The sequence below is a fragment of the Flavobacterium gillisiae genome (assembly GCF_900107635.1).
Classification (GTDB): Bacteria; Bacteroidota; Bacteroidia; order Flavobacteriales; family Flavobacteriaceae; genus Flavobacterium; species Flavobacterium gillisiae.
The window spans coordinates 155,899-171,512 of sequence record NZ_FNRD01000010.1; the positions used below are offsets into that span (position 1 = coordinate 155,899).

Annotated in this window: 13 protein-coding genes; 10 read left to right on the forward strand and 3 right to left on the reverse strand. The window is 35.6% G+C overall.

All coding sequences use genetic code 11. The features are described 5' to 3' along the window. Positions 1-66 precede the first annotated feature (66 nt). The 4 genes from BLV35_RS14365 to BLV35_RS14380 all read left to right on the forward strand — a co-directional run bounded on the left by BLV35_RS14365 (position 67) and on the right by BLV35_RS14380 (position 3,522). Entirely contained in the window at positions 67-456 is a 390-nt protein-coding gene (locus tag BLV35_RS14365) for a DUF7793 family protein (protein WP_091091767.1), read from the forward strand. A 110-nt stretch (positions 457-566) separates the two neighbouring features. Then, the gene (locus BLV35_RS14370) at positions 567-1,496 is read left to right on the forward strand and encodes a helix-turn-helix transcriptional regulator (protein ID WP_091091770.1); all 930 of its coding nucleotides are present in this window, start codon (positions 567-569) and stop codon (positions 1,494-1,496) included. A gap of 190 nt (positions 1,497-1,686) precedes the next feature. Next, positions 1,687-3,156, forward strand: a complete 1,470-nt coding sequence (locus BLV35_RS14375) for a MauE/DoxX family redox-associated membrane protein (protein WP_091091773.1) — start codon at positions 1,687-1,689, stop codon at positions 3,154-3,156. A 108-nt stretch (positions 3,157-3,264) separates the two neighbouring features. Further along, positions 3,265-3,522 carry a hypothetical protein gene (locus BLV35_RS14380; protein WP_091091777.1) on the forward strand — a complete coding sequence of 86 codons (258 nt, stop codon included), beginning with the start codon at positions 3,265-3,267 and terminating at the stop codon, positions 3,520-3,522. Positions 3,523-3,573: 51 nt separating this feature from the next. Here BLV35_RS14380 and BLV35_RS14385 read toward each other — a convergent pair whose 3' ends face one another. The 3 genes from BLV35_RS14385 to BLV35_RS14395 are packed head-to-tail and all read right to left on the reverse strand — an operon-like array spanning position 3,574 to position 10,574. Next, a complete protein-coding gene (locus BLV35_RS14385) occupies positions 3,574-6,129 on the reverse strand; it encodes an alpha/beta hydrolase family protein (RefSeq protein ID WP_176980628.1) in 2,556 nt (851 codons plus the stop codon). 11 nt (positions 6,130-6,140) lie between these two features. Then, positions 6,141-7,544, reverse strand: coding sequence for a RagB/SusD family nutrient uptake outer membrane protein (locus BLV35_RS14390; protein WP_091091783.1), 1,404 nt, complete (start codon positions 7,542-7,544; stop codon positions 6,141-6,143). A 9-nt stretch (positions 7,545-7,553) separates the two neighbouring features. Further along, a complete protein-coding gene (locus BLV35_RS14395; protein WP_091091785.1) occupies positions 7,554-10,574 on the reverse strand; it encodes a SusC/RagA family TonB-linked outer membrane protein in 3,021 nt (1,006 codons plus the stop codon). A 1,095-nt stretch (positions 10,575-11,669) separates the two neighbouring features. On the opposite strand from BLV35_RS14395, the gene BLV35_RS14400 reads away from it, so the two are divergent. From BLV35_RS14400 to BLV35_RS19750, 6 genes are all read left to right on the forward strand, one after another. Continuing rightward, a complete protein-coding gene (locus tag BLV35_RS14400; RefSeq protein ID WP_091091789.1) occupies positions 11,670-11,948 on the forward strand; it encodes a helix-turn-helix domain-containing protein in 279 nt (92 codons plus the stop codon). A gap of 365 nt (positions 11,949-12,313) precedes the next feature. After that, entirely contained in the window at positions 12,314-12,772 is a 459-nt protein-coding gene (locus BLV35_RS14405; RefSeq protein WP_091091793.1) for a hypothetical protein, read from the forward strand. Positions 12,773-13,603: 831 nt separating this feature from the next. After that, a complete protein-coding gene (locus BLV35_RS14410; RefSeq protein ID WP_091091800.1) occupies positions 13,604-13,867 on the forward strand; it encodes a hypothetical protein in 264 nt (87 codons plus the stop codon). Between the two features lie 18 nt (positions 13,868-13,885). Continuing rightward, positions 13,886-14,302, forward strand: a complete 417-nt coding sequence (locus tag BLV35_RS14415; RefSeq protein WP_091091805.1) for a protein-export chaperone SecB — start codon at positions 13,886-13,888, stop codon at positions 14,300-14,302. 100 nt (positions 14,303-14,402) lie between these two features. Continuing rightward, positions 14,403-14,870 (forward strand): hypothetical protein, encoded by a 468-nt coding sequence (locus tag BLV35_RS14420; RefSeq protein WP_143031864.1) that lies wholly within the window; start codon positions 14,403-14,405, stop codon positions 14,868-14,870. Between the two features lie 116 nt (positions 14,871-14,986). Further along, on the forward strand, positions 14,987-15,121 hold the full coding sequence (locus BLV35_RS19750) for a helix-turn-helix domain-containing protein (RefSeq protein ID WP_394331047.1): 135 nt from the start codon (positions 14,987-14,989) through the stop codon (positions 15,119-15,121). Positions 15,122-15,614 lie beyond the last annotated feature (493 nt).

The window sequence follows — 15,614 nt, forward strand, 5'->3', positions numbered from 1 at the left end:
TTAATTGACATGTGTAATGAGTGGTAATCTATATATTTTTGTTAATTATTTAAAAATTCGTAAAACATGATTGCAGCCCATGATTTTTATGAGAATCCATCTGCGAAATTTTGGATTACCGATGGGATTCTCTTTTTCCAATATAAGAACAATACAATTATTGATCTTAAAGTCGCTCAACTTGTTGTGACTGATCGCATCCATTTTCAACGTGAACGGGCTTACCCCATTTTATGTGATCTGCGAGGCGTAGTTAGTACAGATAAGGCCGGTAGGGATTATTTAGCACAATTTGGTTCTGTATTAGCGACTGCTGTTGGCTTGGTTGTACATGAAAGACTTCTGTTTGCTATAAGTAATTTTTATTTAGAAGTAAATAAGCCTTCGGTCCCTACTCAGATTTTTTCTACTGATATTGATGCGTTACGGTATTTGCGGGAGTTTAAAGGAGGTTAGTACTTAGTCATTAGTACCTAGTATTTAGTACGTAGTGATTAGCTTTTAATGAAAATTAGAAAGTATGTAGCAGCAAATAAATGGCGAGACAATAAAAAAAAAGACTTATTATGGATGAAATTTATAATCAAAGACGGATTGTTAGTATTCACCAAATGCTCTTTGAAATGGCGAGAGGTAACTTTAACAGTCGGATCCCAGAAAGTAAGGAAAAGGACGAATTAGAAACTGTTGTCGTTTTAATCAATATGGTTGCGGAGGAAATAAAAGGGTCCCTTTTTGAATTTGTTAATACCCATAATACTCAAGATTTTGTTACACAAAGCACTTTGACGCTAGATAGCAATTACATGATTAGCAGTTTAACATCAGAGATTATTCTTTTTTTAGGTTATGGAGAAAACGAATTGATTGGTCAGCCTTTATCTGCTATAATTAGCCGTACTTCATTCGATCACATTCACAAAATTTTTGATGGCGGTATTCAATTACCTGCAGTTGTCGCTGTAGATTTTATTACCAAAACTCAGTTGTCTCTTGTTGTTTCTTGCAGTGTGGGTCAATTGATTCCTCGTTCTGAAATTATATTAAATCTTGTTATTCCACGTCATCTTGATACTTATCACGCCACGGTTGCTAAAAATGGAGATGAAAAACAAATTAAACCTAGAAAAGTTGATGCTTTTTTGATTCAGAAACTGTATGATTATATCTTAGCAAATCTTGATGCACCACTACCTTCATTACAAGTACTTGCGCAAAAATTTGGAACCAATGAGTATAAATTAAAAGCGGGTTTTCGTCATTTTTTCAAAACAAGTATTTATAAATTTTATAATGAGGAACGTTTGAAAAAAGCTTATTTCATGGTTGAACATACGGTAATCCCTTTAAAAAATATTTCAGTGATGAACGGTTTTAATAATTATTCTAATTTTTCAAAATCCTTTAAGAAACGTTTTGGTTTTTCTCCTTATGAACTGAAGCGAAATGAAGATAGTCTTACGTCTTCGAGAGAAGAGCCTGATTGTATTTCTTAAAATATAATGTGATTTAATTGTTGTAGTAAAAGCAGTTTTTGAAGAAAGTAAACCTTACAGGTTTATTAATAATCCCATACGTTCTATAATATTTAAGTAATCCGTTATAGTCAAATTTTGCTCCCGTAAAGACAAGTGTTTTTATTTTGAAATTCAGAAATTTGCTTTATAGAATTTAAAATATAACGCTATGAAACTGAATGTTAGAATGCAAAAGGTGATTTTAGAGCTAATTTGTCTGCTGTATATTTTACTGTTTGTCTATGCAGCGGTAAGCAAGCTATTGGATTTTGAAAATTTTCAGGTGCAGCTGGGGCAATCTCCATTATTGAGTGCGTTTGCAGGTCCGATTTCTTACATAGTTTTGATTGTTGAGTTCAGTATCTCTATAATGTTAGTAATTCCTAAAATGCGACGAACAGGTTTGTTTTGTGCGTTCTTGTTGATGCTTGTTTTTACCGCTTACATTGTAATTATTTTGAATTACAGTTCCTTTGTTCCTTGTTCTTGTGGTGGTATTCTAGAAAAAATGGGATGGACTGAGCATTTAATTTTCAATATCGCATTTACTGTTTTAGCCTTAGTTGGGTATTTGGCAGAACGACGAAACACGAAGACTTATACTTTAGTAATTTCTGGTAGTTTCTTTTCTATCCTCCTTGTTTTTATACTATATATTATTTCTGAAAGAGTACTTCATCATCAAAATCCCTTCGTGAGAAGGTTTGATCGTGGTGTAGTAGAAAAGACGGCTCAAACGGATTTACAAATGTACAACGCCTACTTTGCTGGTTCTGGGAATGGCAAAGTATTTTTAAGCAACACAAATACACCCTTAGTTGTCTATGAATGGGATAATAGATTAAAGCGTCTAATAAAACATATTATCAGCATTGATCACGACAAATATCCATTTCGTTCTGTCCAACTCAAGGTCGTGCCTCCTTATTTCTTTGTTTTTGATGGAACAGTACCAGTGATTTTTCGGGGAAAAGTAAGTGACTGGAAAGCATTTCAAATTATGATTGGAAACTATTATTTTTCAAAAATAGTGGTTATGGATAGTTTAAATATTGCATTTCGGGCTCAAGATCGTTATTCTAAAGAAAATATTTTGGGGAAGTTCAGTTTTTCAAAAGAAATGAACGTAACACTTATTAATAACATTCTGCAGAAACAAAAAGATGGTGTTTTTGATACCGATGGAACTATGTCGTATGACCCGATACTGAAAAATTTAATTTATCTCTATTATTATAGAAATCAGTTTATAGTAACTAATCAGCATTTAAAACTTGCTTACAGGGGAAATACTATTGACACCACCACACGTGCTGCAATCAAAGTCAATTATTTCAAGGAGTCAGGAGAACGTAAACCTTCGACCCCAGCTGTAACGATCAATAAATATAGTGCTTCATATGGAAGGTATCTTTTTGTTAACTCAGGACTTCGGGGGAAATTTGAACCACTTGATTTATGGAAAACTTCATCTGTTATCGATATATACGATCTAAAAAACAAAACCTATGTTTCGAGCTTTTATGCTTATGACATTGGAGAAGACAAGGTTTCTGATATCATGGTAAATTCAGAAGGAATTTATATCATTATTGGTAAAACATTACAAAAATATAGGCTGCATAAGAACTTTAACTAGTCTAGGCCTAATTGTATACTGCAGTATCAGGATAAGATCGAAAACCTGTTAATAGAGTAGATCACAACTATTTAATTTTTATTAATTATGAAATCTTCCATTTTAAGAATGTTGGCCCTTCCAGTGGCCGCTTTCGCTCTTGCTAGTGCAGGAGCCTTGAGTACTAGCTCGACAAGTAGTAGCCCGGTAAAACCACCGATTATTGGCTATGTTCATGCAACCAGTAGCTCATCATGTGAGTCGCGTAATGTGAACTGTTCCAGTAATCCTGGTGCAACCTGTATGTCTGCCGATGCGACACCACTTCCAGTGTGGAAGTACAATGCATTAGGTACTGCCTGCGACCAACAGTTGTTTAAACCATAAACTGTTAGTTTCTAAATGCAAATGCAGTTCGTAAGAACTGCATTTGTTTTTTTAGTATTGTTGATCCATCCATCCACTGGAGGGTAAATTTTTCAAGTAATGATCGAACCAAGCCTTTACCTTTAGGCTTAGATCTTTTTGGTTATCCGGGCTACTTAATACATGTCCTTCGTCAGGATATAGCAGCAAGGTTGTTTGTTTTTTCATCCGTCGTAATGCAAGGTAAAAGGTCATACTTTGTTGCCATGGTACAACACGATCGTTTTTACCAGAATAAGATAACAGTGGAGTACTTACATTATTCACGTTGAGAATTGGCGAGTTAAGAAGATAAGATTTAGGATCAAGATGGTATGGCTTCGTCATCCGAAATTGTTGGTCTTCAAATCGCCACATTTCGGGTTTTTCTAAATCTTGACTCATGCTGTAGTACCAATTTACAGTATCGGAAATACCTGAGCCTGCAATTGCTGCTGCGAATACATTTGTATGTGTAATCGTGAAAAATGTCTCGTAACCACCAAAAGAATGTCCCATCAAACCGATGGCTTTTGGATTGGCGATCCCTTCATCTACCAACATTTTAGTCAGATCTATAAGTGATCGTGCAGCAGAAACACCAGCGTTGTTGGATTCATAGTTCAAGTCAGGTAGAACCACGCAATATCCGTCTGCTGCCTGTGTAGTAATGTTGTATCCTTCTGGGTTCCTCCATGTAGGATTCACGAAATGATGCAGTTCTGGAGACATATCTTCGTAAATATGCACAATTACTGGATATTTTTTATTCGCGTCGTAATTTGGAGGAAGGAATAATGCCGCAGGCTTTTCAACTCCCATTGTGCGATAGGTGATCATTTTGGAAAAAGGCCAGTTGTATTTTTTTATTTTAGGGTTACTTTCAAATAAAACAGTTCGTTTCCCTTTTACCAATGCAATTGCGCGTGTTGGCATATCAAAACTTTGCTCCCTAAAGATATCGATTCCTGATGCATACACTAACTCATCTATGCAATTATTATCAAATATTAACTTTTGTAATTTGTTATCTTTGAGTGTATAATAACCAGATACTCCATCCTTTTCACGGTATGCCTTTAAATATAGTTGTTTATTAATGTCAATAGGATCAGGATCCGTTTTTCCTGGATTGCCAGCTGAAATGGCTAGTCGAAAGCGAATGCCTTTTTCTTTGCCATCGGTAAGCCTTATCGCAAATGATTTTGTAATTCCTACTTCCCATAGGTCGAAACGATCATAAAGAAATACGGAACTATTGTCTGTTGAAAATCCTGCAATGCCGTACACTCTTGGTTCAGAATTATAATCGTTAGGGTCTGATTCCCAAATAGAAAGTCCTGTTGTTGTAAGTGCACTCGAAGAGTCCTTTAAAACATTATAAGCATACCAAGAATTGTTGTCATAATAGATGAGATATTTGCCATCTGGAGTTGCCTGTATATCGTTTGCAGCACCTGGCAGTTGATGAAATAGTAAAGTCCTTTTTTGCGCTTCGATATCTAAAAGGTAATAATCTCGTGGTGCCTCTTCTTTAAATTGTGGCTCGTAACTTTGAGGATTACTAAGCAGAGCATATTTGCCATCACCAAAAACACGTGCATAAGGCAAGATATTATCTCCAATTACACTAGCTTTTTTTTCTTCAAGCATCCATACTGACGCTTTAGGAACGTTTTTCCATCCATCAAGTTGAACTTCTAAGTTATGAGTCCACTTATCACTACTATTCCAAATTTCGACAGCATGGTTTTTAGTGTACGAATTATTTTTACGTTGGATTGCAAAAAAGACCTTCTTACCGTCGTTAGATATCCAGTGACGGTAAATTCCTGCAGTTGTAATTGAAATAGTGTCCGTAACATTAAGAGATTGTTGTGGTATTATGCTACTCAGCTTGTTTTTTACCAAGTCATAATGAAATATTGATGTGAGCCTATCCTCATTCAAATCTGAACCTAAGAAGGAAACGGCAGTTCCTTCTTTGTTCCAGACTAAGTTTTGCAATTCTCCTCTCTTTCTAAAAATTACCGTATTCTTTGTTTTTTTTCCTCGATAATCAACGATACCGACAAAACTGGAATCTTGAAGTTTTCGATTGTATAGCAAAGTGTTTTTAGTTAATGTGTACTCCACTACATCAGGAATTTCTAGTGCTATCTGCCCGCTTAAAGTTCTTACCTTTAAGCTTGACGCCTTATTTTCTGAGCGCGACAAGATTGCAATTGCTTTGTTAGAAAAAAAATTAAAACGTACTCCTGCATCATAAGAAGTACTATTATTAGCTAGATTCATCACCGCAACTTTTCCTTCTGTAATGCAGGCAAAATATTCGCCTTCGAATGCGGGTTCAATACCTTTGGGAAAGGCAAACTGCTTTGTATTATTTGTACTTCTCAGGTATAAAGTATCCTGGCCACTCTCATAGATCATACTTAAGGCTACCCATTTACCATCTTTTGAGATTTTGCCAAGGCGCAACGTACCCCATTGCCCGTAGTCACTTTCGGTCAAGTCAGTTTTTACCAATTGTCCAAAAACTGGATAGGCTACAAGCAGACAAAATAAATTGATCCAAATAAATTTCATTGTACGAGTCATTAATATCCTGAATTTTGTGGTTTAAGATTGGGATTGATAAGGATCTCATTTTCGGGTATAGGAAAGAGAGCATCATTTACGTTCCACCCTAGTTTTACGGTGCTGAGGGCTTCATTTAAATTTCCTGTGCGTTTCAAATCATAAAAACGACTTCCATATTCGCCAAAGAACTCTACACGCCGCTCTCTCAATATGGCGTCTATTATTTCTTGTTGAGTCACTGCATTGGTAACGATTAGTCCTGCGGCTATTCTCACTTTATCTAGGTCTTCTTTTGCTTCGGTTAAACGACCTAATCTCGCATTTCCTTCAGCTCTTATCAGGTATTGTTCTTGTATACGAAAGACTATGGGGTATTCGATTGATACGCCTGTGAACCCATTTTGTGTATACTTTGATGAGTAGTACCATGTCTTGACGTTATTTGTTACTGCTGTGGTCCAATAAAGCTTACGCTGATCATTTTCTTCGAAAGCGTTTATAAGTCCTTCTGTAAGCGCTACGAAAGGTGGTGGGCCTGAATTAAAGATGAAAGTTATCCCAAAGTCAGTGTTATTTCCTTCGAATTTAGGGCCGAATTGCCAAATAGTTGAGGGGCTTTCTTTGAGAAACACCTGAGCAATTGGTAACTCTAGGGAGTATTCGCTTTGATTGAGCACTGCTGAAGCGGTACTTACGGATTCTTCCCATTGATTAGTATATAAATATACTCGGGCGAGCAGTGCATTTACTGTCGCTCGATTTGGCCTTACTCGACCTTGTGCTTGGTAGTTTTCTTGTATTAAGGATGAAGCTAGTTTAAGATCTGCTATGATACTGGCATAGATAGTCTGAATTTCAACCCTTGGCGCTATGCTGTTCACTCTATAATCAGTAGATGTGATATAGGGTACATCACCAAAAGTGTTTGTTAAATAAAAATACAATAGTGACCTAATGAAAAGTCCTTCCGCAATGAGTTGATCGCGGTCGACTTTAGAAATTGGAGCATCTAACATACCGGCTATAATGGAGTTTGCTGCATATATTTGTCCATAAGTAATATTCCATATTTGCATCACATTAGCATCCGTGGCCATTAAGGTATTATTGTATAAACTTCCGCCAGTATCAGTCACAGGACCATAGTAATTTAGTTCGTCAGCATATAGGCCTAAGGAAGTGCTTGTTCCGGTTAGATTACCTGAAAGCAGGCCGGTATCGCGCATCTTGGCATAAATATCTATTAGGGCTGCATTTGCTGTATTTTTGTCCTTAAATACCAAATCGCCTGTAAGTTGAGACGATGGAAGTGCTACTTCAACGAAACTGTCACAAGATGAAAAATAAGTGAGTATTAGGAAAAGGGCTAGAATACGGATACTATTTCCTTTTTTATTGGGATAATTTGTATAATGATTCATATTTTTAAATTAAAAAGTTAGTTGAACGTTGGCTGTATACATTTTAAGTGGGGGTAAATATCCAGCGAACTTAAATTCAGGATCCCCATCATAAGGAGTAATAGTTAAAATATTTTGGCCTTGTAAGGATAGTCTGCACTTGATCTTCGAGGATGGAGGTAGTGGTACATCATAAGAAAGAGATATGTTTTTAAGTCTCAAATAAGAAGCGTCAGTAATGGCACCATCACTTTCTGTGAAGTTGTAATAAGCGCTAATTATGTCATAATTAAGACCAGTAGTCAGTTTTTGCTGTGAACTACTATCGCCTGTTTGTTGCCAACTATTACTAACTGCCTGCAGCTGATTAGTCATGCCGCCTCCAGGTCCTGGAAGGTATTTAACTCCTTGTTGTTTAACGAATTGGAATAGGAAGTCAAATTGGAAATTTTTATAATTAAATGTATTTTGAAATCCACCAAAATACTTGGGAGACAGATTCGCTATTGTTTCTTTATCTTCTGGTGCAGCTATTGCGCCATCACCATTTACATCGTCGAATTCATACATACCAGTCTGAGGGTTAAGACCACTAAAATGATAAACCTTCTGAATTGATAATGGCTGACCAATTTTATAACTATTAGAATAGGGCGAGCTTTGCAGATTAGGGAAGGATAGAAGTTTGTTTTGGTTTGCAGTAATATTAATGGCAGTACTCCATTTAAAATTTACTGTTTGAAAATTTGCTGCTTGAAGAGTGAACTCTAAACCAGTATTTTGCACGGTTGCATTCAAGTTAGCATTTAATACGTTAAAACCGGTGGTTCCTGGCAATGGTATTCCTACGAGTTGATTTCCAGATCGATTGCGGAACCATGCCGCTGTTAAAAAAATGCGATCATGAAAAAAGCCAGCGTCAATGGCGACTTCCAGCTTGCGATTGCTTTCCCAGCCAAAGTTTGGATTGAACAAACGGCTTGGTTGTAGTCCTATAACTCCTTGATAAGCATTTCCAGATGAAACATAGGTGTCGTGAAACTGGTAGTCACCTATCTGGTCACTTCCTGTAACACCATAGCTGCCTCTTAACTTACCATAGCTCATTATTCTGTTGTCTTTTAAAAAGTTTTCATTTGAGAAGAGCCAAGCTGCTCCTATTGCTCCAAAAGTGGCGAATTGTTTGCCGTCACCAAAGCGACTCGATCCATCACGCCTCCCTGTTGCGTTTAAGATATAGCGCTTGTCATAGTTGTAGTTTATGCGCGCGTAGAATGCTTGGTATTTGTAAATATTCTCGTCGCTTGTAAAAACAAGACGTAGCGAAGCTGAGGCCAAATCACTGATTAGAGCGTTACTCGAAAATCCATAACCAATAACGTGCAATCTTTCGGTGGTTGTGCTCTGTGCAGTTGCACCCACAAGTGCTTCAATCTTATGTTTGTTTCTGTGTAGATTGTAATTTAACTGTGGCTCTATAAGCCAGGAGCGACGTGCGGTGTTGTTAGTGTATAGAGAAGAACTGCTACTGGTCATGCCATACGATGGATTGTAAATTGTTGATGGTATGGTGCGCTTCTCGTTATTCTTAGTATCCGTGTATCCAAAATTACTTTTAAGCTCAAGATTCTTTACTATAGAATAGGTTAAAACAGCATTGGAAAAGAGGTCGTAGGTTCTGGATGTGAATTTCTGATTTAGGTTAGCTAACGGATTGTTCCATGTGCCATTCTCCCAATTGAGCTCTGCGTTCTCGGTGTACAAAGCCGGAGCGTTAGGAGCCAATGATCGGGCTGCATAAGTCAAATCAGCTGCGGGCTGGTCATTTTTTTGGGTTGTATAACTTGCAGAAAATTGTGCTTTAAATTTGCCGTCTGATGCTGCATGATTCATACTAAAGTGTGCTGAGCCCTTGTTGTATTGAAAATCACCTGGCATAACAGTTGTTTCTTTACGGTATGTTCCGCTGAGTAGGTATTGTGTTTGGGTCGATCCGCCTGAAACCGATCCTTGCAATGCATTAATTTCGGCTGTACCACCAATAAGTTCCTTCTGCCAGTCAGTATAACGGTTCTTGTTCCAAGTACCATTAATGTCATAGGCAGCTTCTGGATAAACTGCTATCGCATCATTTGCAAAAGCTTGTTCTCGCATTGCCAGGTATTCTTGGGTATGCATCAAATCTAGAAATCGAGTTATTTTTCCCACTCCAGAAGATGCATTTACTGTAAAGGTTGTTTGCCCTACTTTGCCTTTTTTGGTTGTAATTAGAACAACACCGTTTGCTCCTCGTGATCCATAAATTGCTGTTGCATCGGCGTCTTTCAAAACGTCAATACTTTCAATATCTGATGGGTTGATACTATTGAGTGGACTAGTAGCTCCTAATGTTGCCGTTGATGTTTCACTAAAACCTATATTTTCAGAAGAATATGGTACCCCATTGATTATATATAGCGGTTCATTTGCATCACTCCGTAAACTATTTTGCCCGCGGATTCTTATTGTAAAACCGCCCCCTGCAGTACCTGCATCCTGTACAATTGAAACGCCCGCCATTCTACCTTGCATAGCAGCCAGTACATTGGTTACTGGTTGCGATTCGATATCCTTAGCCGTAATTCTGGCAATACTTCCGGTGCGTTCTTTTTCTTTGACGGAATAGTAACCGGCATTGACTTTTACTTCCTGAAGTACTGTGGCGTCTTCCTTGAGTTGGACATTTACTATTTTTTGTGAGCTAATGCTTATCTCTATTGTTTTGAATCCCATGAAGGAGAAGACCAAAATATCAGTAGGATTTGCAGCAATCACATACTCCCCATTGTAATCTGATATTGCGGTTAGGAATCTTCCTTTGACAGCAATAGTCACTCCTGGCAAGGGGCCAACACCATCTGTGATAATACCACTAATTTTTGATGGTTGTTGTTGTACTGTTGAATAAGCCAAGGAGTTATTGGCGCTGATTGAAGAGGAGAGCAAGGATACACCTAAGATGAAGGAATATCCCATTGCCCTTATCCCCTTGCTTAATGAAATCTTTTTCATAATTTTGGTTATTGGTTTGATAAAATGTGAATTTTGTTCTACTATGGTCCTCTATTCGTCCGCCAAGAAGAGTTAGAGGGCCTTTTTTTTCTTGCCACGAAGGCGCGAAGGCGCGAAGATTTTTTATTTAGTCATAGGCGTTTTGAGTTGTTGGTTATGGGTTATCGGTTAACTGTTATGGGTTTTCCGTTATGGGATTAGTCACTAAGTCACAAAGGTTTCTGTTTTCGGTTGTTGTAGTTGTTTTACAAGTTTAAAAACTGCTGCTGCCATAATACCAAAGGCATATAAGTGCTATTAATGCCACTATTAATGCCGCTTTTATTAGTGTGTAGTATTTCATCTTTGTAGGTTAAGGGTTATCGGTTATCTGTTTTGGGTTATCCGTTTATATTACAGTTAAATAAGCTGCATCAATTAATAGTATATACAAATTAAATTAATGAGGTGTTGTGTTCAAAGAACCTTTGCGGTGCGGCTATTTTTTAGTAGTTGTAGTTGTTTATTTCGTCATAGGCTGGTTTTTTAGTTTGTGTTATTTCTTAGTTGCAGTGAGCGATTTTTTTAATTAGGATCTTCCTGGAAAGTTTGTCAAGGAATTTGATGAGTTTTTATGTTTATGTTGCATAGGCAGGTGGATTTAGCATTTTTTTTAAGGAAAGTACACCGCCGTTGCAAGTTGCAGCCTGACGCAGGCAGTGTATTTCCAAACTAATTCAAAAATTGATTGGTATGCGAGACTTTAAATAAGGAAGAAGATTTGCTAAGAATAGAAGCGAGTGACTTTTGCGCATAAAAAATGGCATGGAACTCAGCTTATCGAACAGAGGTACTGGTATACCCACACAACAATAAGTGAGCCCACGCCATGGAACGTGAGCATCTTAACTTATCATCTCGTGTGTTAAAAATTACCAGTTTTCTGTTCGAGATTCAAAGCGAATGCATCAAATATTTTCTATATGAAGTATCGCAAAATTACATTTAATATGCAATTATATTACAAACATAATAAAAAAAGTATTACGGTATGATATATCATACCATTATTTTCATAAATAAATATGAATTTTATCAAAAACTAACAAGAAAAAGGTGACTGAAAAAGAAAAGTTAGGAGACAGATTGAGAAAACTCCGTGAAAAAATACCTAGCTCAGATTATGTTAAGGATTTTATTTCTCAACAAGAACTTGCAGATAAAAACATTGGTTTAACAAAGCATTTAATTGGAACTATTGAAAGAGGTGATGCTAATCCTACTCTAGAAAAATTAATTTTTCTTGGAAAAGCACTAAACCTTAGAACGCTCAATATATTAGATGTAGACATTAACATAGAAAAGTTCATTAAAGAGTGCGAAAAAATAAAATAAAAAAGACAATATTTATTAAAGACCTCGATAAATAGATATAACAAAAAAATGCTTAGGCATCTTTTTTTTTTGTTTTAGTGTTATCGCAATAGTTGTCAATTCGGGAGTAATAGTTGTCAAAAGCGGGTTTTTGATTTACTCCTAAGTGAAATAGTATTAATAAGGAATTATATTTAGCTTTTTATCAATGTCATAAAGGAAAAACTTAGAAGTTTAGAAGAGTAAAATATATTGGTGTTTGTTTATGTTGTTATTTTTGTCGCAAACTTGCTACACTTGTCGCTTTTTTATATACATTTGCTTTATACAATTTTATATAGCAAATTACGTATGTAACTGTATAATAAGCTTTTAAGTCAGATAATATGGAATGCGTAACAGCTAAATCAAAAATTCAGGAAACCTTTAAAGAGGTAACAGAATTAGCAAATCAAAAAAATGTAAAAGCATTAAGAGAAGAAGCTGTAAACAATTTTTTGGATCGAATTTTAGTATTTAGAGATGCTCTTGACGAAAAAACAAAAACTATTACCGATATTAATTCCAAGTTTGAAATACTATCTTGGGTAGAGGGCATAGATGAAGAATGTCTTGAATTAATAAAAGGATTACTTCAAAAATCTAATGCAGTTCATAAAAAACTAATTCGTTCCTATGTAGAGATGATTTGGGTTATTACCAAAGGAATTGCTATCGATACGATGCGTAAATACAAGATAGCTTTAGACGATCTAAAAGAGCACAATCAAGATTTAGAAGATTTATACTTTAATCTTCCTGAGGATGCTGAATTTGCTGACAGAATAAAAATGTTAAGCAAATAATGAATGGATATATATTGTACATAAGAATTCATTACAGAATTTACCAAAATAAATAAAAAAAAGCAATATAAAGATTTTGAAAACTTAGTTCTTGACTATTTTCTTAATAATACATTTCAGGAAATAGCAACAGGAGATAGACTATATGGTCCTAACGAAATCCCTTTTATTAAAAAACGCTTACCCGATCCATCAGGATATCGTCTTTACTTTTTGGCGGATACAATTTCACAAGATATTTATATCAATTTTGCACACCCTAAAAGACCTCCTTTAGGATATGAAAACATTGGTATTATAAAGAAAAAGGAACTGCACGATACCATTTTGATTAACCGAAAAACCAAGCAGGGCTTATTAAAACTTAGCAGATGCCCGTTTAATAATAATGCAGTATTTACCCCATAATAATAACAAAATCCCTAATCGGGGGATTTTTTATGTTTACAAACGAAACCCGAACGTCCTTGATATGTAAATAGATCTCTCGGTTTGAGGCGGAAATGCTTATCACGATAAAGTGCCTCGAAAAAGTTCAGCTCCTTATTGGCGCATTTTTATGGTTATTAGAGGCGGAGTTGTGTCCTTCGACAAGCTTACTGTATTGTTAAGGAAGGATATTAGAAAGAAGCACTAATAAAAAAGTCCATATTTAGGAAGTAGCAATATATAAATAATTGTGTTTGCATCTGGAAATTATTTTACCTACTTTTGCCCCCTGTTAAATTAATACTAAAATAATACTAAATATTATTTGTAAAATGAATTAAAGTATTATATTTGAAAGAAGCAATTAGGGTTTTAAAAGTTCTAATTTAAAAGTATAAAATTATGTACACGAGTTTAATGGATAAATCTTTAGAGTTAAATAGAAGATTTGTCAAAAGTTTATCGGCAACTCAGATTGAGGGTTTGATGAAAGAATTTGATGATTACGAAATCGAAAGATGTGATTCAGGATTCTACAATAATGAAAAACCACAGCAATATTGGCATAGCTTACTTAAATTCGTTGACAAAAACAAAAGAAAGTCGGTAAATTTAGAAGATGATAAAAAAGAGGACCTTAACAAGGTCCTTTTTTGTTACCTTTAATTTAATAAAACCTATATAATGAAATCAGATTTAAAATTCGTAAATTTTGTTGTCCCTAAATTTCTTTTTGAAAAAACCGATATAGATGCAGATGCCAATTTGTTCTCGATCAATCCGCAAGCTGTGATAATTAGATCCGAAAATAAAATTCATATTAATTTTGACATTGAAATCCTTGATGCTGAAAACAATTTCAATCTAAAGATGTTATGCATTGGGGTCTTTGACTATGATACGGAAGACGAAGAATTAATTTTAAACTTCATGTCCTTGAACGGACCTGCCATTGTATTTCCTTATATCAGAAGCTTTGTTTCCTCCTATACCGCTCTCTCGGGTTTTGATACCATTACACTTCCAACCCTAAATTTTTTAAGCCATCAAGAAAAATTACGCAATAATTTTGTTGATTTAGATTCTTTACAGGATGAATAGTTATTGCTTTACTTATCAGCACACTTGCAGCATCAGTCATGATGCCCATATCTTGCTGAATGCCCCATTCAAGTCTGCCATAAAAAAGAGTCCCAACGGAATGTCAAAAATCCCGTTCTTAGGAGAGGGGTGCTATCTCTGGGAGGAAAATATAAATGCTGCAATCCGATGGGGAAAAAAACACTATACCAACAAGTATCGCATTGTAGAGTATGTAGATGTTACCATCAACGTTGATGATTTATTAGACTTGACAAACCGCCGCGATATTGGTTATTTCAAAGAATTACAAAAAACGTACATAGATAAGCGTCCTGCTTCAGCAAAATGGACGATTGGGATATGGATAGAATTTTTTAAAAAAGTAAAGGCATTGAATGAATTGAAATTCCCTTTTAACTATATCAAGGCAGATGAGCATTTACCGGAAAGGGAAAAAGACGAGTATGAAAGGGGGAAGGCCTATTTTGCTGACGGACTACCGTATTACACTTATTTAGAACCGCTGTATATGCTTTGCATCATTGATAAAAAGCAACTGAGTTTTAAAGAGAAACGCCTCCTGTAAAGTATATGAAGATGCATCGGCCTCTTTTTTATAGTTAATTTTCGCAGTAAATCGATAAAATCATATTTTGAAAACTATTTAAGAATCAATTTATCCCAAAGCCCTTTTGTTGTCGAATATACCTTGATAAAAAAACGGCTACAAGTAAAAAGAATGATCCAAACTACAATATGAGCTTTGAAACGATAGAGAAAATATGCGAGGCCAGGAATCTTGAGCTTTCAGAGTTTTTTAAGTTGTTAGAATTGTAAAATATAGAAGATGCTATAAGAGCATCTTTTTTTATGATAATTATTTACAGGTTGTCAATTCGGGAGTAATAGTTATCAAAAACGGAGCATTTCTCTTCTGAGTAGAAGAAAAAGTATTTAGCCATACTATTCTTGAGAGATGGAATGGTATGAGATAATAGGGGGGGTGTAATATGGTTTTTTAAATTTTTTCTTCGCCCAGATTACTTCATTCTTCGTAATGACTGGGAGAAATTAAAAAAGGGAAATTGGGTTTGCATTCGAGACTGTTTCATTCTTTGGAATTAGTGGGAAAAGAGAAGATGAGTTTTAGACTGGTGGTTTTTTTAATTTTTTCCCCCTCCCTAAAGGGTGAAATTAAAAAAGGGGACTGATTATTTCAACGAGTTATCTTTCTAAAAAAAAAACAGAGGTCTCCCTTTAGGGCTGGGGTAAACCTCTGTTTTTTTAAGTTCTAGTAGAAGTTTATTAAGTGGAATGATAATTATATTTT